We start from the raw sequence: 24,453 nt of genomic DNA on the forward strand, positions 1-24,453 counted from the left end.
TGGTATACAGCTAAAATAGAATAAATTATTGTTACCGTGAACTGTGTGGCGCAGACTAGCAAGAGAAATGTTGCTACAATCGCGTGACAGTTTAGCATTCCCGCTGTTCAACCTAAAAGGATATCCCATGAAGAAAATTCTGATCGCTTCGGCAATCCTGTGCTTCGCTTCCGCACAAGCCATGGCTCAATCGGCACCAGCTCCTGCACCAGCAGCAGCTGCACCAGCTGCTGGCGCTACCGGCGCTGCCGCCGGCGGCACTGTTGCCGGCCTGAGCACGAGCGCCCTGATCGCAATCGGCGCAGCAGTTGCCGTTGTGGCTGGTGCTGCTAGCTCGGATTCGACCACCGCGCACACGACCCCAACCCACCATTAATATCTGGCTGCCCAGGCAGCGACAGGTAGGTCCATTCTGCAGCTTGATCTCGAGCCGAAAGATGAAGGCCTGGTACCGCAATAGTTGACATACTCAAATATCCTTAGCTATTGCAATAAAAGCCCTTTTCATTTGAAAACGGGCTTTTTTACTTTTTATCAAACATCGAAACATTGGCAGCAGTCTTTCTGCTGTGTACGAATGATGCCATATCGTATGATCACGCCTGCGATCCTCATCCATTTCTTAAGAGATTCGCTTTCATGCCATTGACATATCCCACGCCATCGCTACAGTTGCCATGAAGAACCAATCTTTCTTCAAGCGCATGGGATTTGCTCTGCAAGGAATAAGCGCCGCCTTCCGCCTGGAATCGAGCTTTCGCCTGCAATGCCTGGCTGCCTTGATGGTACTCATCGTGCTCTGCTGGTACAAACCTGCCCTGATGTGGTGGGCTCTGCTATTGCTCAATTGTGGCCTGATTCTGGCTGCGGAATTATTTAATACCGCGCTGGAGCACCTGATCGACCACCTCCATCCATCGCTACATCCGAGCATCAAGATTGCCAAGGATTGTGCAGCAGGAGCAGTGTTACTCCTCAGTGTGATGGCTGTGTGCGTGTTTGTTGCTTTTTTGCTTGAAACGTTGTGTGCCAAGTAGAAATACCAGGGTAGCAAACTACAATACAGGACGCGTTAAAGTGCGCGCCTCTCAGACTCCAGCGCGTCGAGAGAAAATACAAAGATTCCTGTAATTTATTAAAATATTGCCCCCCACTGACAATATTGACGTTTTGCCAGTACATACGCCGCAGCATACAAGCGCGGCAAGCCGGGCAAGTTTTAATACCCAAATGACCAATTATTCAGTTCTATCCAATACTAAATTTAAATTGAAGCATAAATGACTATTCCCCTCTTACCGGTAATTCTTTGTGGTGGTTCCGGCACACGTTTATGGCCGCTTTCGCGCGAAGCGTTCCCAAAGCAGTTTCTGCGCTTGTCCACTCAAGGCAGCATGCTGCAACAAACGCTGCAACGCCTGGCAGATATCGACAGCGCGTCGCCAGCACTGCTGGTATGCAACGAATCCTCGCGCTTCATTGTCGCGGAGCAAGTGCGTGAGATCGGCCTGGAACATAGCCGCCTGTTACTCGAACCCATGCGCCGCAATACGGCGCCGGCGATCGCCTCGGCCGCCTTGCATGCGATGGAGAACGGCGAAGATCCGCTCCTGCTGGTGCTGCCATCGGATCACGTCATTCTGGATACCCCGGCGTTCCATCGGACCATCGCGCTGGCGCGTACTGCTGCAGAGGCAGGTAATTTGCTGACTTTCGGCATCACGCCAACGGGTCCAGAAACAGGATACGGCTATATTCGCGCCGAGGGCGCTGCAAACGGGCAAGTCCAACGCGTACTTGAATTCGTGGAAAAGCCGGCCCTGGCGCTTGCGGAGCAATATATCGCCAACGGTGATTACTTCTGGAACAGCGGCATGTTCCTGTTCCGCGCCAGCCGCTACCTGGAAGAGCTGGAGCACTTCCAACCCGCCGTCCTGGCGGCGTGCCGCGCTGCCATCACTGCAGCAAAGAGCGACCTCGACTTCATTCGTTTGGACAAGGATGCCTACGCCGCCAGCCCCGATATCGCCGTCGACTATGCGGTCATGGAACGCACCAGCCATGCTTCGACCATCGCCCTCGATGCGGGCTGGAATGATATCGGCTCCTGGAAAGCCGTACTCGAGGTGGCGGAAAAAGATGCCGATAGCAATAGCGCCCATGGCGATGTGCTGATTCAGGATTGCAACGATTGTCTGGTACACAGCACTAGCCGCCTGGTCACCGCCATAGGCATGCGCAATACCGTGATCGTGGAAACGGCCGATGCCGTGCTGGTCATGGATGCGGACCAGGCACAACAAACAAAAACCTTGGTTGCGCAACTGGTAGCCAGGGAGCGCCCCGAGGCCACCATGCACCGTGAAGTTTTCCGTCCGTGGGGCTCCTATGATTCCATCGGCAATGGCGAGCGCTTTCAGGTCAAGCGGATCACTGTCAAGCCTGGCGCCAAGCTGTCATTGCAAATGCATCACCACCGCGCCGAGCACTGGATCGTGGTCTCCGGCACGGCGCAGATCACTAATGGCGACAAAGAATATTTGCTGACCGAGAACCAGTCCACGTATATTCCCCTCGGCGTCGTCCATTCTCTGGCCAATCCGGGCAAGCTACCGCTGGAATTGATTGAAATTCAATCGGGTAGCTACCTTGGGGAAGACGATATTGTCCGCTTTGAAGACCGCTACGGCCGCGTTTGATAGAACAGATACGTCATCACCATGCATGCGGCACAGCAAGAATTCACACTGAAGTTTATAAGGTTTAGCAAGTCATCATGAAACCAATTGAAGGCATCTTTGTACAAGAAGTGAAATGGTATTGCAGCAGCAGGGCAGAAAAATATTTTCTCACCTTTGCCGATGCACTTGCCCTGCTCATGGCATTCTGGTTTGCCGGTAAATGGACGCTCGATGCCAGCGACTTGAACAGCTTCGGCCTGGACAGCTCGCGCCTGCTCAGTTACAGCCTGCTATCCCTGGTCACCCTGGCTATCTTCAAGCTGAAGGGGCATCATGCCAAACGCCGTCCGTACTCGAATGAAATCAAGGAACTCCTGAAGATCGTCATGGTCATGGGCTTGATCGATGCGGCCCTGGTCTTCCTCGACAAGCGCGACTCCTCACGCGAGGCACTGTTGGCCACCTGGCTGCTGGTGCCATGCTGTGTCTTGCTGATGCGCGGCCTGGTCAAATACTTGCTGATGAAAGCTGGCGGCTGGATACGGCCCATGGTCATCATCGGATGGGGTGACAATGCCTTGCAAACAGCGCGCGCCTTCGATGAGGAAGCATTGATGGGCTATCGCCTGATTGCGTTCCTGATACCGGAAGGCCAAGACCGTCTGGAACAACATTATGTGAACCGCAGCAAGCAAGCCGTGCCCTGCATTCAGCTAGGTGAGAACCCGGAACAAACGCTCAAGTTGCTGGGCGACCCGCATACGGTTGTCGCCCTGGAGCAAGGCGGCATCGACACTTATCAGGGCATGATTCAGCAAGTCAGCCGTTGCGTTGCCAATATGCAAGTTGTACCGGCCGTACGCGGGCTACCCTTGTACGGTATGGAGGTCAACCATTTTTTTGCACATGAAGTGTTGCTGCTGACCATGCGCAACAACCTGGCGCGGCCAGGCTTGCAACTGATTAAGCGCTGCTTTGATCTGACGGCCTCGATCTGCGTGTTAATCATCGGCGCCCCAATCTTGCTGTGGATCGCGGCCAAGGTCATGGCATCTGGCCGTCCCATCTTCTACGGCCACAAACGCGTGGGCCAGAATGGCAAGCATTTTCTCTGCTACAAGTTCCGCACCATGGCCGTGAACGCCGATGTCTTGCTCAAGGAGTTACTGGAGCGCGATCCCGAAGCCCGTGCCGAATGGGATCGTGATTTCAAACTGAAGAATGACCCGCGCATCACCTCGATCGGCCACTTCCTGCGCCGGACCAGCCTTGATGAACTGCCGCAGCTATGGAATGTGCTGAAAGGCGAAATGAGTCTGGTCGGGCCGCGCCCCGTTGTCGATGCGGAACTGGAACGTTATGGCCCCCAGGTGGACTATTACCTAGAAGCGAAACCCGGGGTCACGGGCCTGTGGCAAGTCAGCGGCAGGAACGACGTCAGCTATGATACGCGCGTTTATCTGGACGCCTGGTATGTCAAGAACTGGTCTTTATTCAATGACATTGTCATACTACTGAAAACGGTTAAAGTCATTTTCAAGAAAGATGGCGCATATTAGTAACGTTATTAAGTAAATAGTTGCATTTAAGAATATTTAATTGCCCTCGCTCTCAGGACAATTTGTCGTGGGGGCATTGTGGCAATGTTCCAGAAAAAGGATAACAGCATGATTTTAGTGACTGGCGGCGCCGGCTTCATCGGTTCCAATTTTGTACGCGACTGGCTGGCGCTCAACGATGAGCCCGTGGTCAATTTTGACAAACTGACCTATGCTGGCAATCTCAGCAATCTGGCAAGCCTGGAGCAAGACTCCCGGCATATCTTTGTACGCGGCGATATTTGCGACACCGCGCACATCTCCCGTCTGCTGGCAGAACACCAGCCACGCGCCATCGTGCATTTTGCCGCAGAGAGCCATGTCGATCGTTCGATCCATAGCCCCGGCGAATTCATTTCAACCAACGTCAACGGTACCTTCAGCCTGCTCGAAGCGGCGCGCGCTTACTGGTCCGGCCTGACAGGCGAAGCCAAGGATGGCTTCCGCTTCCTGCACGTCTCGACCGACGAGGTATATGGCACCTTGGGACCGAATGACCCGCCATTCACGGAAACAACGCCGTATGCGCCCAACAGCCCCTACTCGGCATCGAAAGCGGCGTCCGATCATCTGGTGCGCGCCTATTTTCATACCTACGGCATGCCGGTGCTCACCACCAACTGCTCGAACAACTATGGCTCCTTCCATTTCCCGGAAAAACTGATTCCGCTCATCATCAGCAATGCCCGTGCCGGCAAAGCTTTGCCTATCTATGGCGACGGCATGCAAGTGCGCGACTGGCTATATGTGGGCGACCATTGCTCGGCGATTCGCCGCGTCCTGGAAGCGGGACGCCTGGGCGAGGTCTACAACGTAGGCGGCTGGAATGAAATGGCCAACCTGGAAGTCGTGCACACCCTGTGCGACATCCTCGACACCCTCGATCCCAAGGTATCCGGCAGCTATCGCGAACAAATCACCTATGTGCAAGATCGCCCTGGTCACGACCGCCGCTATGCCATCGACGCGCGCAAGATCGAGCGTGAACTGGGCTGGAAACCGGCCGAAACCTTCGCCACCGGCATCCGCAAGACGGTCCAGTGGTACCTGGACAACCAAGCATGGGTACGCGACGTCCAGTCGGGCGACTACCTGAAGTGGGTAGAGAAAAACTACGCGGCACGCGATACAGCCCAGGAGCAAAAATAATGGAAACCACCATCGAACGCAAAGGCATCATCCTCGCTGGCGGCTCCGGCACGCGCCTGTACCCCGTCACCATGGCCGTGTCGAAGCAGCTGCTGCCCGTGTATGACAAGCCGATGATCTACTATCCGCTGACCACGTTGATGCTGGCCGGCATACGCGACATCTTGATCATTTCCACGCCACAAGATACGCCACGCTTCCAAGAATTGCTGGGTGACGGCAGCCAGTGGGGCATCAAGCTCAGCTACGCCGTGCAGCCGACTCCGGACGGCTTGGCACAGGCGTTCATCATTGGTAAAGAGTTTGTCGGCGATGCACCATCGGCACTGATTCTGGGTGACAACATCTATTACGGCCATGACTTTGAAACGCAGTTGCGCAAAGCTTCGGCGCGGACTAGCGGTTCGACCGTATTTGCCTATCACGTGCACGATCCGGAACGCTATGGCGTCGTCGCTTTCGACGCGCAACGTCGCGCCGTCAGCATCGAGGAAAAGCCACTCAAACCAAAATCGAACTATGCCGTCACCGGCCTGTATTTCTATGACAGCCAGGTGTGCGATATCGCTGCCGGCATCGCCCCGTCACCACGTGGCGAGCTGGAAATTACGGATGTCAACCGCACCTATCTGGAGCGGGGCCAACTGAACGTCGAACTGATGGGCCGCGGTATGGCCTGGCTCGATACCGGCACGCATGAATCCCTGCTCGAAGCGGGCCAATTCATCGCCACCATCGAAAACCGCCAGGGCTTGAAGATTGCCTGCCCAGAAGAAATCGCCTACCGTCGTGGCTACATCGACGCCGCCAAGCTCGAGGCATTGGCGCAACCCTTGAAAAAGAACGCTTACGGTCAGTACCTGCTGCGCCTGCTCGAAGAAAAAATATACTAAAGCCTGAACGGCTCATTTCACACCATGCAAATTCAAACCACCACCATACCAGACGTCCTAATCATCGAGCCCACCGTATTCGGCGATGACCGGGGCTTTTTCTACGAAAGCTTCAACCAGAAGCGATTTGCCGAACTGACCGGCGTCACGCGCGATTTCGTGCAGGACAATCATTCCAAGTCGGCCAAAGGCGTGTTACGCGGCCTGCATTATCAGATCCAGCAGCCGCAAGGCAAGCTAGTACGCGTCACCGCTGGCGAAGTCTTCGACGTTGCCGTCGACCTGCGCAAAAGCTCACCGACGTTCGGTCACTGGGTGGGCGTGACCTTATCCGCGGCCAACAAACGCCAGCTATGGATACCGGAAGGCTTTGCACACGGCTTCGTGGTGACCAGCGATAGTGCCGAATTTTTGTACAAGACGACCGACTATTGGGCACCGGAGTTCGAACGCAGCCTATTATGGAACGACCCGGCAATCGGAATCGATTGGCCGCTCGATGACGAACCGCTGTTGTCGGGCAAGGATAAGTCCGGCACAATCCTGTCAAAAGCCGATATATTTACCTGATCCACAAGCCTGTCCAGACACACTGCCGCCCACGGCAACCCAGCCACAACAGGTAGCTCGTCCAGCAAGGCCGCATGATTGATTGTAATTAGAAATATCCAGTTACGATCAATCAAATATGGCACGCCATCGGCAACATAAAATCGCCACTGATCAAATGATGCAATCGTAGATTTCGCAAATCCAATATATATAATATCACTTAAGGTGCAGTCAAATACTGGTTAAGCTTTCGCCCGACAAGTCCTGCGGCATAATCTGATATATGATCGGTATAGCCGTAGAGTAAACGTCCATTTTTTGTCATGGAACAAGACTCAGAAGCGGTATCGCAAAGAATATCTGTTGTATCAAATATTCGAATCTTCTCCGGATTCAAATCCTTCACTTTCAACAACAGTTCCCTGTATTTCTTAGCCGATTTTATCTGATCGGCAATTTTCATCTTACATTCAACTTTTACATTTCCATTGATGATTTTATCAAAAAACTCAGGATGCAATCTTCTTGGCAAACAATCATTTGGATCTTTGAAAGTCGGGTTATCTATTACAAATACTATCGTTTTTCCAGTCAAAAGAATTTTTCTTGTGAAATTTTGAACACCAGCTAATGCAATATCAAAATTCTTATTTTCTTCCAAATCATCTATAGAATATATATTATTTAACGAGAAAATCCCACGCGTTGCGGCGGCTATGACTACCGTCTCGAACTCTGGATTAGCCGCAATCTTCGCCACTGCAGCTATCGCATTTTTCTGATAATCTTCATAAATTTTTTCATTGGACAAAATTGGTGTCACAGGACCATTTCTACCATTACCACCAATTAGCGACCAACGCCCGTTTTTATCAGAAGTTCTGATCAACCCAGGATATAGTGCCAACGCCTTGCTATCTCCAATCAACGCATATCTCGGTTTATCACGTCGGTCACTGGTGCAAATCGAGAAATTCACATCAAGATCAGTTCTATTTTGTCCGCATCCAGCAACGATCTGACCTTGGTAACCGCCATCATATCCGGAAATACTAACCGCATTATCAGCCAAGAAAGATCTTGGCAATCCGCCCTTCCCTTCCTTAAAAAATGAAAAAATACCTATTGCACCGATTATCATGAGCAGCGCGGTCAGAGAATAATAATTTTTTTTAGATGATTTACCGAACCGAATTGGAGTCTCAATAAACTTGTAGGTCAGCCAGGCCATAATAATCGATAGCAATATCAAACAGCAGATCAAATTCGTATTGACATGGCCATGCCATAATATTCTAGCAAAAGACAATAATGGCCAATGCCAAAGATAAAGAGGAAAGCTAATCAAACCGAACCAGATCATTAAACGCGTGGATAATATTTTTCGATTTATCCAAGCATCCGGGCCAGCCATGATAAGGCAGGCTGTCGCAAACGTCGGCAATAATGCCCACCAACCAGGAAACACAGCTTCTTTAGTTATGCAAATTAATGCAATGAGCAAAGTTAGTGTACCAAGCAATGACAACTGATCAGCATAACGTTTAGTAAACCGGAAAGTTCTAACTTTCTCAAATATGCTCAAATATGCCAAAAAAGCACCAATCAGCAACTCCCAAAAGCGCATGTGGGGCATATAGAATACGGCATTTGAATCAGCCTCAGCATTCCAAACATTCAAAGAAAAAGAAATGGCAATACCAGAAAGAATAACCAATTTAAGGTTAATATTTTTCTTCCAAGATAACCAGAGAACCAGTGGCCATATGATGTAAAACTGCTCTTCAATTCCCAACGACCATAAATGAAGCAAAGGTTTTAAATCTGCAGTCACATCAAAATATCCATTCTCTAGGAAGGATACAAAATTCGATAGAAATATTGCCCCCCCAAAGATATGTTTATTAAGCCCCTTAAATTCATTTGGAAATAAAAAATGCCATCCGAAAAAGTAACAAAAAACCAAAACAAATATTAGCGATGGAAATATTCTTTTTGCGCGCCGTAAATAAAAATCAAAAAAACTGAATTTTTCATCAATTAAAGATTCAAACAAGATCGTCGAAATCAAAAACCCGGACATTACAAAAAATATATCAACACCGACAAATCCGCCTGGCAAATAATTTGGAAATCCATGAAATATAACGACACATAGGACGGCAACAGCACGTAAACCATCAATATCGGGGCGGTATTTTTTGTGGTGCTCAAGCATCGACTCGGCAATTGGATTTGAATATTTATTCATTGTATAAAAAAAGAACCATATCAAAAAATTCCATAAGCAGTATTTGATTCGACAAAACTTACCAAGATCCAAAAAACGATATAGACAAAATAAAGTATCCGAAATCTCTAAATAATTTCAGAGCAAGTTATTCAATTAAAATACATTGTTAATATTGATTAAAAATATCATCATATCGGTCAAAAATTGAATCCTTTGCGTATATATCGTCAAATAATTTTTTGCAATTTTTAGAGTAATACTTATTTTTGACAGGGTCACACAATTTCAATACGGAGTCACTGAAATCTTCCCATGTGTTGGCCAATTCACCATGTACGCCATGAATAAAGTCGATCCCTTCGACCCCAATATCGGTTGAAATAATTGGCAAAGAACATGCTAAAGAATCGATTATTTTTAATTTAACCCCTGAACCAAAAGCCAAAGGCGCAATCAAAGCGCAGGCATTAGATAGCAGCGGTGACAATTCTTCTACACGTCCCAGAAACTTTACTGCTTGACCAAAGGGCTGGCCACACTGTTTGAGTTCGTCTGTTACTCCGCCACCGATGATAGTCAGTGTTGCGACAGAATTGTGTACTAATACTCGTGGAAATACCGATGTTAAAAAGACCTTCAATCCCGCCACATTATGCGGTAAATTCATTGAACCTAAAAATATGAAGTTAGGCTTCTCATCCCAATTTCGCGCCACGATTTCGGTCGCAGGCAAAAAAGGTGGAATGGCTGCAAGGCGCATCTCACCATGACGTTTCTTGAAATAATCGACCTCACTGGAACTGATCAACAGCGAAATATCGCAATCAGCAGTAGCCCTGATCTCTGATTTTTCTATAATATCCGCTTCATATTTAAGGATAAATTTTTTCAAAGGATCAAATTTATCTACTGCAAATCGCAAAGATGAAGGTATATTTTTTTCAAAATTACCAAATACGCCGATCGATTTGAGATCCGAGGCAGCCATACGCATATATCTCAACGAGAATAAGTCATCAAGATAAACAATCTTGCGCGCACCAGAAAATTGCAGATCATTTACATATTGTGCCAGCCGTACAGTATCAAAAATCACCATATCCGGCTTATGCTCGGCTATAAGAGCCTGAATTCTGTCACGGATTTTGCGACTGTAAAAAAAGCACTCTTGAATACTTTTTTTACGCCTCAATAAAGTGTAATTCAATATATTTGAAATTGTCACCAGCCGTGATGGTCGCTCAATGGTTTCTACAATATTATCACTTCCAAGGAATTCACCAACCACTGCCACATTGAAATATTTTCCATGCCTTTCCTGTAGGTAGTCGAATATACCGGAAAGTACAACACTTTTACCATTATTACGGGGTGACGGATCAATTGTCGTAAAAAAAAGGACTTTCGTCATTTATAATCCTATTGCTGAAAAAACCGGAATGGCCAAGAACCATTCCGGTTTTTTTATATTTAAATTCGAATAAAAATAGTATTTTCTCGAAAGTCGTCCCCGAAAATCTCGCAAAAAACTCAATTTTTAAAATTAATTTTTATCAATGGAAAGCCAGAATACTCTTCCAAAAACGATTCACATCAATAATCATCTTCTTCTAAAGCCTTGATATAGTTGAACATATATTCATCATGCTGAGTAAAGTTATGTTCCAATACTTTCTTTGAACGATGCAAGTTTAAAATACCTTGCAGAATCTCATCCAAATAGATATTAGAAAATTTTTCCACCAAATCATCAATATCTTGATAAGAGAATCTTGTATCCTCAACCAACTCTGCCTGACCACACGAGTTTGGTACTAAAGTCAAGCATCCAAGACGCTGCAATTCTAATGCAGAAATTCCGTAATGCTCAAATAGCGCGCAATGTAATCCCCATTTGCAGGAGGAAATCACTGATTCCAGTTGTTCACGATTCAGTCCCTGCCTCCATTCCACATAACTCTTGTCTGAAATCAGTTTATTGATATCCGCAGTGTATGCCGCATCGGCGCGACCAACAATCAATAAATTAACGGCTATACCACGCTCTCTTATTTTCTTTACAAATTCAATAGCGAATTCAATCCGCTTGCCAGGCACGACACGCCCTAACACGACCACGGTATCACGGCGTTCCGACCACCAATTTCCAAGTACATCATCGGCAAAGCATTGTTCTGTCTTCGCACCCATATAAGTATAATCCGCCACTATTTCAGGATAATGTCGTCTCACCTGACCCATCGTCCACTTGGAGTTTGCAAGGGCCGCAATTTTCTCAACTTGCTGTCGGTTCCAACCTGAAATGAAACGGCACGACTGTACATATACCATGCGCGCCAGTCTGCGACTTAACTTGTATGCTTGTTCCCCAAGATAGGTCAAGCTTTCAGCATCATGAAAAAAAATCGGCACATGAATGAATTGGAAATTTTTCTTCCCACTGACTGTCAATTCTCCATAACTCGAAACAACAAGATCATATTGGGAAACGTATGATTTTGCTGCACGTAATGCCAACGCGTATCGAAGCAAGGACACCTTGCGGGATTTAATAAGCGTCTGAAGAAATGGAAAAGCCCGAATGACTTTCAAGCGGGTTTCATCAATAGCAATACCAGACCAATCAGATAACGACTTGACATTAAGAACACCACCACAGTGCACCACATCGACGTCATATCCGGCTCGCATTAACGTATTAATTGCGCGGATAGCGAAGAGTTCTGCGCCGCCGAAACTATATAGATCATTGTGAATCAAAAGACATTTTTTTTTCATTATTTTCAGTTCTTATTTACAAATCACTTGAACATTTATACTGCGCCAGATCATGAATAAAACACATTAGCAGCATATCAACAGGAATTTTTTTTTACATACCCCTGATGTATAAGATAAGAAATAACAAGCCAGTAAAATGGATAAGTAATTGCGGCCTGCCATAATGAGCAAATAAGCAGAAAAGCAATGACAAGCATTCGAAATTCACGCGGCAAACCAATCAGCGGCTTTAAAATAAATAAAAAAATTATAAAATAGAAGAACAGCCCTATATAACCGCCATATAGTACTATATTAAAAAATGGAGTTTGCGCAGAAGACCCCTTGTCAATAATATCGATGGAACGAAATGCACTACTTAACCAATCCGGATAAATTTGCGATGACGGCCCGGCAAAACCAAATGTACCAGTACCAAAATACGAACCAATTCCCTCATACCAACCAGCAGCATTTGATATAAAGCGGACTACAGAAGATGGTTCAAGCAATAGCCAATTCGCAAGAAAATCACCATCAAAAGCAGAGAGAGCAAAATTAAAGAAAACGCCTAGTCTAGAATTTTCCTTAAAAATTATAGATGCGGCAACAGCCGAAAATGTGAAAATCATCAATATATATATAATAATTTTTGATTTTATGGATTTTCCGCCGTGCATTATAAACTGATTCAACAATATAAGCATAGCAAATATAATCCCCGTAATCGACAGGGTGGCAACCAACAAAACTGCGATTAATGCGAATAAAAAACCTTCACCATCTTTTATTTTATCGACAGATCTATTCAATAGGTACATGATGTACAAACCAAATAAATTCAGTGAGGCATATGAAGGCTCTGAAGAAAAAAATGAATTAAACCCATAATAATAAATCGCCCCTCTGGGGAAAAATATTCCCAATATTGCACGCGTCGGAGATGATGCTAGCAAGCCACATATAACTACAAAAAACAATAAAATAACAACCCAGCGCATTACCCATAAATTGCATAAAGGAATCAGCCGCCATCCAAAAAGAATATAGCTTATTAGCACAAATATCTTCAGCGCCGATGCCAGGTCAGTAGTAGTACCGAACGCCAGCCCAATTGCTGCCATCAACAAAAGCAAGGCGGCCAACAGCATTAGCCGAAATGACAATTTCCCATCCTGCAAAAATGCCATCATCGCCAAGGTCATCAATATAATTGGCTGATACTCGCCCATAGGCAGCACTTCCAAATTAACCGTCAAAAATCCGAGCATTAACAGAGAAGATAACAGCAGCTCTCTTGGCGATAATGGTATTTTTTTAAATATATTATTCATTGATAAGTCCAGGATGTTGGTCTTGCCGCGCCCCCAAAATTTCGGCACGCTCAGTTCGCATATTCATATTTCGTTGCATGTTTTTGCAATCAACACTTTCAAAGTGTACTTACGAAATATTATGTGCAAATGCCGTTTAGGTCAGGCACCGATATTTCAGACTAAATTCCTTTTCTTGGAAACAAATCTTATTTTATTATTGATCTTCAATAAATAAAATCGGGCGCAACGATCATTTCCATTCTGAATCTCTTGTATTGTCAACAGAATTATTGAAATTACGGCTTCATTTTTAATCCATCACGTGTTCCGCGATAAAATGAAGAAAATAATTTTTTCGTAAATAAACGCCATTTCAGAAGGCGGGTAAGGGAAAAATAAGTAAGTGCCACTATTTTTTGTACCGGCGAAAAATTCTTCTTGATGAAATAAATTCGATTACGATGGCCGTAGTAAATCGAGAATGGTGAGGTTCCTCCACCTGTACTGCTGCTGACTTTATGCCATACCTGGCCTGCCGCCCAATAATAGACTTTATACCCAGCCAAACCTGCACGCCAGACAAAATCAGTATCGTCATGATAGACAAAATATTTTTCATCCATGATGCCTACAGCATCAAAAACCGAGCGATGAATGAGCATGAAACAAGTCGGTGCATATTCTGTGTAGCCATCCTTATCATACTGGCCGGTGTCTTTCTCTCCTTCTCCAGTATGATTGGTAGTACCTATCCATCGATTAAAACTACCACCGGCACACCAGATTTTTCCCGAATCAAAGAAATATATTTTGGGAACAATCATTCTTTCCTGGCGCACATCAGCCAATGTCAGCATTTCTCCCAACAGATCAGGATTATTAAACTCAATATCATTATTGAGCAATAAAACATATTCACATCCCATTTCCAATGATAAATTAATACCCTGGTTGTTTGCCGCGGCCACACCGACATTCGAGGTATTATGTATTAATGTCACATTCTTGAAATCGTATTGTTTAATCAATTCTTGTGCTTTCGCATAAGAACGATCATCCAGACTATTATCAATGATAAATAACCAAAAATCCTGCATTTTTTGCTTTGACAGGCTTTCGAAAAATCCAGGCAATACCGATGCGCTATTGAATAGTACTGTCACCAGTCCGGTCTTGACTGTCATTTGTACAAGCCTCGCTGTTTCATTTCTGCAATACTTACATCATAGGCATCCGCCTGCACTGCCTGCTGATTGACCCATTCGGTGAACAACTTGATACCTTGCTCAAAACCTATCTCTGGTTTGAATCCAAGCAGGCGTGTCGATTTGCTCAGGTCGGCATAATTATGTCGGATGTCACCCAATCGATAAGCGCCAGTTACCTTGATTGGTACATTGACGCCATAAGCGTGCACCAGCGACTGTGCAACCGTCAGTACGTCGGTGGCGACACCAGCACCAATTCCGAACACTTCGCCATCTGCCTCATTCTTGGTTAAAGCCAAGGTCGTCGCAGCAACAATATCGGAAATGAAGACGAAGTCACGGCTTTCTTTACCATCTTCAAAAATGCTCAAGCCATTACCATTCTTGATACGTGTCGAAAAGATAGACAGAATACCCGTGTAAGGATTACTCAAGGATTGACCAGGGCCGTAGACGTTCTGATAACGAAGTGCAGTAGCACCAATGCCCAGTGACGCACATACTGTCATCACCATCTGTTCCTGATTCTGTTTGGTAATGCCATAGACTGAAGATGGATGAATCTTTGATTCCTCATCAGTTGCCAACAAGCTTAATGGTGCACCGGTCTCAGGACATAGCGGTTCGAAGCGGCCAGCCTGCATGTCTTCATCCTTGCGCGCACCTGGATAGACGATACCGAGTGCGTCGGAGCGATATTTTCCTTCCCCGTAGATGGAGCGGGATGAGGCAACCACGACCTTCTTGATCTGATACTTTCCATTGGCTAATAAGTCCAGCATCAGGCCAGTTCCACCAATATTCACATCGACGTAACGCCTTATTTCATACATGGACTGGCCAGTGCCGGTCTCGGCAGCAAGATGCACAATGGCGTCCTGTCCCGGCAATACTTGACGCCAAGCAGCCTCATCACAAACGCTGCCGGAGACGAAGCGAACCTTATTCTTGATACTCTGATACAAAGGCGAAGTCACTTCCGGGCTAATGCCATGAATTTGTGGAGACAGGTTATCCAGCACGGTAATCTCATGCCCCAGCCCAATCAGATGAAGAGCCAGATTTGAACCAATAAAACCAGCACCACCTGTAATAAGAATATTCATCTTGCTTTCCAAAAAATTTATTTAATTACTTTTTCCCAATGCTTATCATCAGCATTGTATTTTTTTATCAGTTTGGCCGGAGAACCCGCCACCACAGAAAATGAAGGGAAACTTCTCGTCACCACGCTATTCGCGGCAACAACACATCCTTCACCTAGCGTAACTCCGCTGCCAATAAACGAATTGGCACCAATCCAGCATCGATCCCCAATAGAAATCGGTCCTTTTGATACCAACTCCGTGTCTAGTCTGGATTTTTCGAGATCTTCATACCCGTGATCAAAATCTGTCAAAAAAACGTTGGGACCAAACACAACTTCCTCACCAATATTCATGGTAAATGCGGCAGTCAGATTAAGATGGCGATTTGCGAAGGTTCCTCTGCCGATATTAATCCTGCTACGGTACTCCTGTTTACCGTAACATTTCACCGCGTATAATATGGAGCCACGCTCAATTCGGACCTCGTCCTCAATAAAAATTCGTCCAGCACCAAAAACCTGATCCGGTTTCTTTATCCATGATTTATGGCCAACTTTTCCGAAAATATAGGAGTAAAGAAAACGGCTCTTTATTGTTGCGAATAACCCTTGAAGGTATGAATAAAAATCATAAAAATCCATTTTTTTAAATGACGTATATTTTTTAAAAAAAATATTCAGCACGGCAACTCCATACCATTATTTAGTGCAAATATCCACACTTTATTATTCAAAAAAGGCTGGAAAAATAATCACATCGATAACCTAATTTCAATGTCTTTCCCATTTATTTCGATCAAAAAAATACGCCTGATCAACTTCGTCGAATTTCTGGCAGCTCTAGAATATTCTGGCACATATTTTTTGACGACTAGGTAGGCTCCGACTGCAGTACGTCGTCCGGTTAAGACATTAGGCGATATAATTCACTATAAGAGATCAAACGCCTTCGCCTATGGCAACATAATTATTCTCAACATCGATTCTTTTGATAATTTTGCCAGCATCCGAAACATTGATATTGGTATGGCTCATATCAATAATTTGTAAATCCTGCAGCAATTAAAATTTTCCACCCATCAAAATATCTCGACCACATACAATATGAAAATTTTGCTAGATATTTCCATTATTCAAAATAGTCGTTAGCACCAGGACAATCCTTAAGTGCAAACACCAGAGATTTACTCCATTGCGAATAACCACCATGCTCTCAATAAAAATTCTATGTAGATTTAAATTCAGTGTAAACTAATATCTTGAAATATGTTTTTTATTTTCATGAAATAAAATACAATAATTTTATTGTACAGAAATTTAGATTATTCATTTATTCTGGAATTTAAGCATTTTCTCACGCACCAAATTATTTAACTTTTCAATTCCATCGACGGAAAGAGAATTATCTTTTTCATATATTTTCATCAATAATATGCATTGATAATACATCATTTGCAAAACAATAAACAGGCCAGGCTTACCAGCTTTGTAAGCACCTCCGAATATATAGTTTTTCAAGAAACTTTTTGCCAGGTGCGCGAAAAGTCTAAAGATACTAAAACCGGCATGCTCTTTCGCTTGTATATCAGTATATCTATCTATAGTCGCCAGATAAGACTTCGCATTATTTGATATGAAATGCCTAACAAAATATATTTTTGAATTCAAGAATAATATTTTATCGTTAGGCACTGCGGGCTTACCAAAGCTATGAATAACATTCCCGACAAAATCGATAGCATCTTTCTCAAAAATTCGATTCAACCGATCGGCATAAGCATCATGACAAAATCTTCCATAATAATAGTTTTTACGTGCGATGTTGACTATTTTATATTTACCGCTTTCGACTGCCTGAATAATTACATCCAGTGTCTCATGATCGAGAAGTTCATCTGCAAACCCCCAGTACAGCCAAGGTGTTTCAACCCTATTCTGAATGCGCTGAATAGTCTCATAGTCTTCAAACCAGCCATTATTTTTATTCAAAAATACTTCCGCACCCATCTTTTCTGAAATATCTCGCGTAGCATCCGTGCTATGATTATCTACAATTAATATACGCGCCCATCCAGAAAAATTTCGAATTACACGCTCGATTCTTGCCTCTTCATTATAAGTAAAGATTACAAAAGTAATCTTATCCGAATAAGCCATAACACCCTCCATTATTTCATTTTATTAATTCTTGCCACATGCCAGATCAAAAAAGTGGCAATAAATATCTGCGATAACGCTATCGGTATACCGATAAGAAATGCATCCTGGGGCCAGTAGGTCATTACGAGAAATCCACCTGCTGTCGATCCAATTGCTGCCACAACATTGTAAAAAATCATTATTTTTGCAGCGTTATTCAGCATCAAAAAAACAGTGGCAGCACCTATAACCATATTCCCGGCATCAACCAGTACACCAAAACCAATTGCATGTGCGTACTCGACGTAATCATTTTTTGTTAAAAATAATAATGCATATTTACCAAAAATAAGTGCGGAAATTACAACCAATGAAGTTAATATCAGTGCATTTCTGATATATATTAAAGTGTACTTCCCTTTACTTGCATATATTTTTGGCAAAAACAATTGAGCATAAATAGATGATATTGCAGCCATTCCTGACGAGCCCAGATTACTTACAACTGTATATATTGCAGCAGTGGCTGGCGCTCCGGTCCAGACATACATCAACCTGTAAAATTGTAATTGCGCTAGATTACATATGGCACCGATCGATAATGCATAGCATTTCCGAAATATAGTTTGATAGTTTTCGACACCTTCATCACTCCAGCTATATGGAAGGTGTTTTGAAAAATAAATTCCGATAATTAAAATTTCAATTGAAAAAGCAAAAATTGTCGAATACAACAATAACTCAGCACTCGCACTAAAGTACATCGCGGCGACAAGAAATAATACGATTTTCAATACACTTTCAAATATCAGCATATTGACTACAAAAATCTTATGGCCGCGATTATTCAGCAGTCCTCTGGCAAAACTACAGACATAGAATAAAAATGCAGTGCTATAAATTCCAAAAAGATCAGAAAAATCTATCTTTTTCAAATACCAGAGCGGCACACCAAAGGAAAGACAGAGAAAGAGAGCAAGAAGACACACCCGTCGGTTCAAATGCCAGATCATACCCAATGGTATGGTTTTCCCCGACAATGCCAATTTTGCCTGCAAGTAATAATCAATAGGAACAAATACCAATGAATTCATCACATAAGACAGTGTAACTAAATAAAAATATTTACCTATCTGGTCAGTAGAAAGATTATTAGTATAAATTTTAATAAAAACAAACCCAATACTGATTGAAACTATTCTTAAAACAATAACCGAGGCAGTTGCAAATATTCCCCCCACTTTCCATTTTGAAATTATTTTTTTTATCATTTCTCAAATACCGACATGAAAGGAATCTCTCTATTTTATTTTCCACTCGCCACATGGCACCAAGAAATTCTGATCAAATTTTACAAGTCAATCGCTAATTTACCTAATCCCCCTATCGAAGCAGGATTTTTTATCTATGCTGGTATTTTTTGACGTCAAATCAGATAAAATGCTCTGAATTCCTTCAGTCATGGAAACCCTCGAACTCCAGCCTGTTTTCACAATCAGATTTTCATTATTCGCCTTGGAGTACATGATTTCTGAGCTTCTATATGACAATGCCCCAAAATTCATTTCCGTTTTCGATTTCGAAAGGGAATGAATCATGTTTACAAAATCCTTAATTGAAGTTGCTGTACCAGTTCCTACTTCAAAATCGGCGTAGTTTTCCTCGACACTATTTTTTGCGTAATGCAATATTCTGTCAAAGGCAAATACGACATCATCCACATGGACGAAATCACGAATCTGATTTCCTGGAGTAAAATCCATGACGGCCTGATGCCGAAGAAATCTTTTCGTTACATCTGTAATGAATTTACTATCTGCGTCGCCTGGGCCATACATATGCTCCAGACTTACATTTATAAATTTCATTTCATTCAGTTCTCCAAAGGACTTAGCAAAGTCATGAAAAATCTTCTTTGACTTAATATATTTATTTAAATATCCATAATCATCGGCTGCTTTACAGAAAAACGTACTAGCATTAATGAAGGTGTGAATATTTTTTGCTTTTGCTTTTTCCATCAAAGTCAGAGGGAAAATTACATTAGAACTCAAAATTTCTGATGCCGCCTCGCCCTTGTTTCCATAACAAGTTGCAGTATGAATCACCGCATCTATTTCAAAACTAAGAAATTCCAATCCATCCTCAATATCAAATAACTGCAACCTATCTGATATCAAATCGATTTTAGAAGTCAAGGACGATTTTCTCTTTAAACCGATTACGGAATGACCAGCCTCAATCAGATATTTCGCGAGGTGACTACCTAAGAAACCGGTCACTCCTGTAATCAGTATTTTCATAATTAGAAGTTCACACCAAAAAACTCTTCAATTTTACTGATGGAGAAATCCATCATTTCCTTGGTCAAGCCAGGGAAGACGCCAATCCACAGGGTATCGTGCATGATGCGGTCGGTATTCGTCAGCTCGCCAGAAACACGATAGTTGCGGCCAATCATGTAAGGTTGGCGTGTCAGATTGCCAGCGAACAGCAGGCGTGTGCCAATCTTGTTTTGATCGAGGAACGTCAACAGGTTGACCCGGTCCACATTAGCCTCAGGGCGCAGGGTGATCGGGAAACCGAACCACGATGGATCCGAGTTCGGTGTCGCTTCCGGCAGGATCAGGAATTCCTCGCAGCTTTTCAGACCGTTTTTCATGTAGTCGAAATTGTCCTTGCGCGCCTGAACGAAGCCAGCCGCGCGGTCCATCTGCGCCAGACCGCAAGCGGCCTGCATGTCGGTGATCTTCAGGTTGTAGCCCAGGTGGCTGTACGTGTACTTGTGATCATAGCCTTCCGGCAGCGTTCCCAGCTTGCAGCAGAAACGCTGGCCGCAGGTGTTGTCCTTGCCCGGCGCGCAATAGCAATCGCGGCCCCAGTCGCGGAACGATTCGGCAATCGCTTTCAGTTCCGGATTATTGGTAAACACCGCGCCGCCTTCGCCCATCGTGATGTGATGCGCAGGGTAGAAACTCATGGTGCCGATATCGCCGAAGGTGCCGCACATCTGGCCGTTGTAGGTGGCGCCCAGGGCGTCACAGCAATCTTCCACCAGCCACAGATTGTATTTTTTGCACAGCGCGACGATGACTTCCAGATTGAACGGATTGCCCAGGGTATGGGCCAGCATGATGGCCTTGGTTTTATCGGTGATGGCCGCCTCGATCTTGCTGGCATCGATATTGTAGGTGCCCAGCTCGACGTCGACGAAGACAGGTACGGCGCCAAATTGCAGGATCGGATTGACGGTAGTCGGGAAGCCCGCCGCCACACCGATGACTTCGTCACCGGGCTGAATGGCGCGCGCGCCCAGTTTTGGCGATGTCAGCGCCGAAAAGGCCACCAGGTTGGCCGACGAACCGGAGTTGACGGTGATCAGGAATTCAACGCCGATGAACTTGGCCAGGCGCTTTTCGAATTCATCGTTGAAGCGACCGGTGGTCAGCCAGGCGTCCAGCGACGCCTCGACCATCAGGCCCATTTCAGGCGCGCCAACGACCTTACCGGCCGGTGGAATCACCGTCACGCCAGGTTCGAATGGCTTCGGCACGCTGGCCAGTGCGCCGTATTGCGCCACCAGAGCAGCGATCTGTTCGCGGATTTGTTGTTGGGTCAGTTGTTCACTCATGATGCAGCCTTCAATTTATTAGGTAATTTATTAGGTATTTTGGTAGGTGGCAATTTGCGCCAGCGTCATTGCACGCATGTCCGCACCTTGGTCACAGGCTTTATGCCACTCGACGATCTTGGCGATGGTCTGGCCGATATCCCAGCGTGGATGCCAGCCCAGCTGGCCGCGCGCCTTGGAACAATCGAGCTTCAAATAGGTTGCTTCGTGCGGATGATCCTGTCCATCGCGCGACCAGGAGGCGCCAGCGCCCCACTCTTGCGTCATGCGCTCGATAATCCACTCGACGGGTTTCGCATCGGTGTCGTGTGGACCGAAATTCCAGCCTTCGGCATGCACGGTGCCTTCCGTATACAACTTTTCCGCCAAGGTCAGATAGCCGCTCAGCGGTTCGAGCACGTGCTGCCATGGACGGATGGCGTGGGGGTTGCGAATCAGCACCGGCTCGCCAGCGCCAATGGCGCGCAGCATGTCGGGAATCAATCGATCCAGCGCCCAGTCGCCACCACCGATGACGTTGCCTGCGCGAGCGCTGCCCAGGGCCACGCCGTGCTCGGCGTATTTGTCCGTATGGAAGAAGGAACTGCGATAGCCGGCTGTCACCAGTTCGGCGCAGCCCTTGCTGTTACTGTAGGGATCGTAACCACCCATCGCCTCATTTTCGCGGTAGCCCCACGGCCATTCGCGGTTTTCGTAGCACTTGTCGCTGGTGACGTTGACCACTGCGCGCACGCCAGGCGTGGCACGCACGGCCTCGAGCAGATTGACCACACCCATTACGTTGGTGGAATACGTTTCCACCGGATTCACATACGAGTAGCGTACCAATGGCTGGGCGGCCATGTGAATGACAATGTCCGGACGCGCGGCAGCCATGGCGCGTTTGACGGCGTCGCCATCGCGCACGTCGCCGATGACCGATTGCATGCCGTGCGCGACATTGGCCACTTCAAACAGGCTGGGCGTGGTAGGCGCTTCCAGTGCGTAACCGGTCACGTCGGCGCCAAGCTGCTGCAGCCACAGGCTCAGCCAGCCACCCTTGAAGCCGGTATGGCCGGTGAGGAAGACGCGCTTCCCTTGCCAAAATTCCATGTTCATCAGGAAACCTTCCAAGGAGCCTTACCCGACTGCCACAGCTCTTCCAGATGCACTTTGTCGCGCAAGGTATCCATCGGTTGCCAGAAGCCGCGGTGGAAAAAAGAATCCAGCTGACCTTCGGCCGCAAGACGCTCCAGCGGCTGCTTCTCCCATGTCGTGCTGTCGTCAGCGATGTAATCGATGACCTTCGGCGAAAGCACAAAATAGCCGCCGTTGATCCATGCCCCATCACCTTGTGGCTTTTCCTGGAAGCTATTGATTTTCTGCCCATCGAGGATTAACGCGCCGAAGCGACCAGGAGGCTGCGTCGCGGTCAACGTTGCCATTTTGCCGTGCGCCTTGTGGAAAGCAATCGACTCAGTGATATTGACATCGCTAACGCCATCGCCGTAGGTGAAGCAAAACGCCTCTTCCCCTTCCAGGTACTGCCTGACACGCTTCAGGCGGCCACCAGTCATGGTCTCGTCGCCGGTATCGACCAGCGTGACCTTCCAAGGTTCAGCATTGCGCGCATGCACTTCCATTTGATTATTCTGCATATCGAATGTTACGTCCGAGGTATGCAAAAAATAGTTGGCGAAATATTCTTTGATGACATAGCCCTTGTAGCCGCAACAAATAATGAAATCATTAACGCCATGCGCCGAATATGTCTTCATGATATGCCACAGAATCGGCTTGCCACCAATTTCTACCATCGGCTTTGGTTTGGTGGAAGTTTCTTCACTAATACGTGTACCCAAACCACCGGCGAGAATGACTGCTTTCATTTTTTCACCACAAATATATTTTAAAAACAAGAAAAATCTTTAAATCAGATCCAAGCAATAACATTCATACAAATAACAATTTTTTTACCAAACCTTGGATAGCTTCACCCAGCGCTCTCTCGATTTCTCACTTCTCCGTGAAAATCGATAAAATTCACGCATAAAAATAAAAAATATAGAAAAAACAAAACCAACAATAACAGCACCCAGCATGATAAAAACTCTTTTTGGTTTTGATTTTTTCTCTGAAGGAACAGCCTTATCCAGTATCTGAATATTTGAAGACTCTTTCGCCTCGTCGATCTTGGCCAACTCGTACTGTTTGGAAAGCAATTCAAAGATTGTCTCGTTATACTTCACATCACGCAATCCACGAATATATTCCACTCCAATGTCTGGCAACTTCGACGTCGACACAAGCGCATCCCCACCCCTGCTTTCTGGACCACGCTTTAATTTTTCAACTTGGTTCTGCAACCCTTGAATTTCCTGTTGCAGGCGAATAACTTCCGGATTGTTATTGGTTGCAAAACTACGCATTGATCCAAGTTGTACCTCTTTCGCAGCAATCGTACCCTCAAGCTGCGCCACATTAGAAATAATTCCTCTTACCTGACCTTCAAGCTGAATAATTCCCGTATTTTTCTGAACATTACGCAAAGAAATTTCAGATTCAGCAAGATCATTTTTTGCCTTCACCAACTGTTTTTCAAAGAACAAGCGCCGTTGTGAAGCATCTGTAATTGCCAAATTCTGCGTCAATGCGGATAATTCGGAAACGTATGAATTTGCCAATTCTGCGGAAAATTTTGCATCAGTATCTTCGACAGCAATCGAAATGATTCCTGACTTTGCGCTCGAAATATCAACTATTCCTGCAAGCTTCTTTCTGGCATCATCGAAGGTATCCACTTCAAATTTCTTCTTTAAATCAAATTTATTAATCAGATTGTCAGCCACAGTCCGGCTCTCCAACATGCCGACATAAAGATCGCTCGGATTTTTCAATCCGGCGATACCTCCAGCGGCACCTGCCAGGCCTCCCAGTTGTCCCAACATTGCTGCCATACCTGCCCCTTGCTGCTGTTGCGGAGGCAAAATGGCAGACTTTGACAAAAATTTCGGACTGATGATAAAAAATGCCGCCGCTACCCCAAGTAACAGGCAAAACAGGGGGGTAAGAAATAGCAATTTCTTATTTTCACCAAGTAGCACAAGCAAATCCAGGATATGAATTTCATTATTTTCCTTAATCGCAAGCACGTTCTCTTTTATTTCCACCATTTGCTCAGACATCATTTTCTTTCAGGTAACAGTCTATTTTAAAGCCAGAAAATA

At 45.5% G+C, this 24,453-nt stretch carries 21 protein-coding genes; 7 read left to right on the forward strand and 14 right to left on the reverse strand.

What is annotated here, in order from left to right:
- Nucleotides 1-127: 127 nt before the first annotated feature.
- The 7 genes from HWE17_RS18370 (at nucleotide 128) to rfbC (ending at nucleotide 6,891) form a co-directional block, all read left to right on the forward strand.
- Nucleotides 128-376: a hypothetical protein gene (locus HWE17_RS18370; RefSeq protein ID WP_176389715.1), complete on the forward strand. Its 249-nt coding sequence runs from the start codon at nucleotides 128-130 to the stop codon at nucleotides 374-376.
- A 301-nt stretch (nucleotides 377-677) separates the two neighbouring features.
- Nucleotides 678-1,037 carry a diacylglycerol kinase gene (locus tag HWE17_RS18375; RefSeq protein ID WP_176389716.1) on the forward strand — a complete coding sequence of 120 codons (360 nt, stop codon included), beginning with the start codon at nucleotides 678-680 and terminating at the stop codon, nucleotides 1,035-1,037.
- Between the two features lie 243 nt (nucleotides 1,038-1,280).
- Complete coding sequence (locus HWE17_RS18380; protein ID WP_176389717.1) at nucleotides 1,281-2,699, forward strand: mannose-1-phosphate guanylyltransferase/mannose-6-phosphate isomerase; 1,419 nt, start codon at nucleotides 1,281-1,283, stop codon at nucleotides 2,697-2,699.
- A gap of 77 nt (nucleotides 2,700-2,776) precedes the next feature.
- On the forward strand, nucleotides 2,777-4,240 hold the full coding sequence (gene wbaP / locus HWE17_RS18385; RefSeq protein ID WP_176389718.1) for an undecaprenyl-phosphate galactose phosphotransferase WbaP: 1,464 nt from the start codon (nucleotides 2,777-2,779) through the stop codon (nucleotides 4,238-4,240).
- A gap of 108 nt (nucleotides 4,241-4,348) precedes the next feature.
- A complete protein-coding gene (gene rfbB / locus HWE17_RS18390) occupies nucleotides 4,349-5,428 on the forward strand; it encodes a dTDP-glucose 4,6-dehydratase (protein ID WP_176389719.1) in 1,080 nt (359 codons plus the stop codon).
- On the forward strand, nucleotides 5,428-6,321 hold the full coding sequence (gene rfbA, locus HWE17_RS18395) for a glucose-1-phosphate thymidylyltransferase RfbA (RefSeq protein WP_176389720.1): 894 nt from the start codon (nucleotides 5,428-5,430) through the stop codon (nucleotides 6,319-6,321). The genes rfbB and rfbA overlap by 1 nt, the downstream gene beginning before the upstream one ends.
- 24 nt (nucleotides 6,322-6,345) lie before the next feature.
- Nucleotides 6,346-6,891: a dTDP-4-dehydrorhamnose 3,5-epimerase gene (gene rfbC, locus HWE17_RS18400; protein ID WP_176389721.1), complete on the forward strand. Its 546-nt coding sequence runs from the start codon at nucleotides 6,346-6,348 to the stop codon at nucleotides 6,889-6,891.
- A 202-nt stretch (nucleotides 6,892-7,093) separates the two neighbouring features.
- Here rfbC and HWE17_RS18405 read toward each other — a convergent pair whose 3' ends face one another.
- The 14 genes from HWE17_RS18405 to HWE17_RS18470 form a co-directional block, all read right to left on the reverse strand.
- Complete coding sequence (locus HWE17_RS18405) at nucleotides 7,094-9,091, reverse strand: acyltransferase family protein (RefSeq protein WP_176389722.1); 1,998 nt, start codon at nucleotides 9,089-9,091, stop codon at nucleotides 7,094-7,096.
- 181 nt (nucleotides 9,092-9,272) lie between these two features.
- Complete coding sequence (locus HWE17_RS18410) at nucleotides 9,273-10,517, reverse strand: glycosyltransferase family 4 protein (protein ID WP_176389723.1); 1,245 nt, start codon at nucleotides 10,515-10,517, stop codon at nucleotides 9,273-9,275.
- A 182-nt stretch (nucleotides 10,518-10,699) separates the two neighbouring features.
- Nucleotides 10,700-11,884 (reverse strand): glycosyltransferase family 4 protein, encoded by a 1,185-nt coding sequence (locus tag HWE17_RS18415; protein ID WP_176389724.1) that lies wholly within the window; start codon nucleotides 11,882-11,884, stop codon nucleotides 10,700-10,702.
- 77 nt (nucleotides 11,885-11,961) lie between these two features.
- Nucleotides 11,962-13,200, reverse strand: coding sequence for a hypothetical protein (locus HWE17_RS18420; RefSeq protein ID WP_176389725.1), 1,239 nt, complete (start codon nucleotides 13,198-13,200; stop codon nucleotides 11,962-11,964).
- 278 nt (nucleotides 13,201-13,478) lie between these two features.
- Nucleotides 13,479-14,366: a glycosyltransferase family 2 protein gene (locus HWE17_RS18425; protein ID WP_176389726.1), complete on the reverse strand. Its 888-nt coding sequence runs from the start codon at nucleotides 14,364-14,366 to the stop codon at nucleotides 13,479-13,481.
- A complete protein-coding gene (locus HWE17_RS18430) occupies nucleotides 14,363-15,496 on the reverse strand; it encodes an NAD-dependent epimerase/dehydratase family protein (protein WP_176389727.1) in 1,134 nt (377 codons plus the stop codon). Before HWE17_RS18430 ends, HWE17_RS18425 begins: the two co-directional genes overlap by 4 nt.
- 17 nt (nucleotides 15,497-15,513) lie before the next feature.
- Entirely contained in the window at nucleotides 15,514-16,161 is a 648-nt protein-coding gene (locus tag HWE17_RS18435) for an acyltransferase (RefSeq protein ID WP_176389728.1), read from the reverse strand.
- Nucleotides 16,162-16,803: 642 nt separating this feature from the next.
- On the reverse strand, nucleotides 16,804-17,634 hold the full coding sequence (locus tag HWE17_RS18440; protein ID WP_176389729.1) for a glycosyltransferase: 831 nt from the start codon (nucleotides 17,632-17,634) through the stop codon (nucleotides 16,804-16,806).
- 11 nt (nucleotides 17,635-17,645) lie between these two features.
- Complete coding sequence (locus HWE17_RS18445; protein WP_176389730.1) at nucleotides 17,646-18,887, reverse strand: hypothetical protein; 1,242 nt, start codon at nucleotides 18,885-18,887, stop codon at nucleotides 17,646-17,648.
- A 99-nt stretch (nucleotides 18,888-18,986) separates the two neighbouring features.
- Nucleotides 18,987-19,919: an NAD(P)-dependent oxidoreductase gene (locus HWE17_RS18450; RefSeq protein ID WP_176389731.1), complete on the reverse strand. Its 933-nt coding sequence runs from the start codon at nucleotides 19,917-19,919 to the stop codon at nucleotides 18,987-18,989.
- A gap of 2 nt (nucleotides 19,920-19,921) precedes the next feature.
- Entirely contained in the window at nucleotides 19,922-21,247 is a 1,326-nt protein-coding gene (rfbH, locus tag HWE17_RS18455) for a lipopolysaccharide biosynthesis protein RfbH (RefSeq protein WP_176389732.1), read from the reverse strand.
- Nucleotides 21,248-21,277: 30 nt separating this feature from the next.
- Nucleotides 21,278-22,345 (reverse strand): CDP-glucose 4,6-dehydratase, encoded by a 1,068-nt coding sequence (gene rfbG, locus HWE17_RS18460; RefSeq protein ID WP_176389733.1) that lies wholly within the window; start codon nucleotides 22,343-22,345, stop codon nucleotides 21,278-21,280.
- Nucleotides 22,345-23,115, reverse strand: coding sequence for a glucose-1-phosphate cytidylyltransferase (gene rfbF / locus HWE17_RS18465; RefSeq protein WP_176389734.1), 771 nt, complete (start codon nucleotides 23,113-23,115; stop codon nucleotides 22,345-22,347). Before rfbF ends, rfbG begins: the two co-directional genes overlap by 1 nt.
- 84 nt (nucleotides 23,116-23,199) lie before the next feature.
- The gene (locus tag HWE17_RS18470; protein ID WP_176389735.1) at nucleotides 23,200-24,414 is read right to left on the reverse strand and encodes a GNVR domain-containing protein; all 1,215 of its coding nucleotides are present in this window, start codon (nucleotides 24,412-24,414) and stop codon (nucleotides 23,200-23,202) included.
- Nucleotides 24,415-24,453 lie beyond the last annotated feature (39 nt).

Source organism: Janthinobacterium sp. BJB401 (assembly GCF_013372745.1).
Lineage (GTDB): Bacteria > Pseudomonadota > Gammaproteobacteria > Burkholderiales > Burkholderiaceae_D > Janthinobacterium > Janthinobacterium rivuli.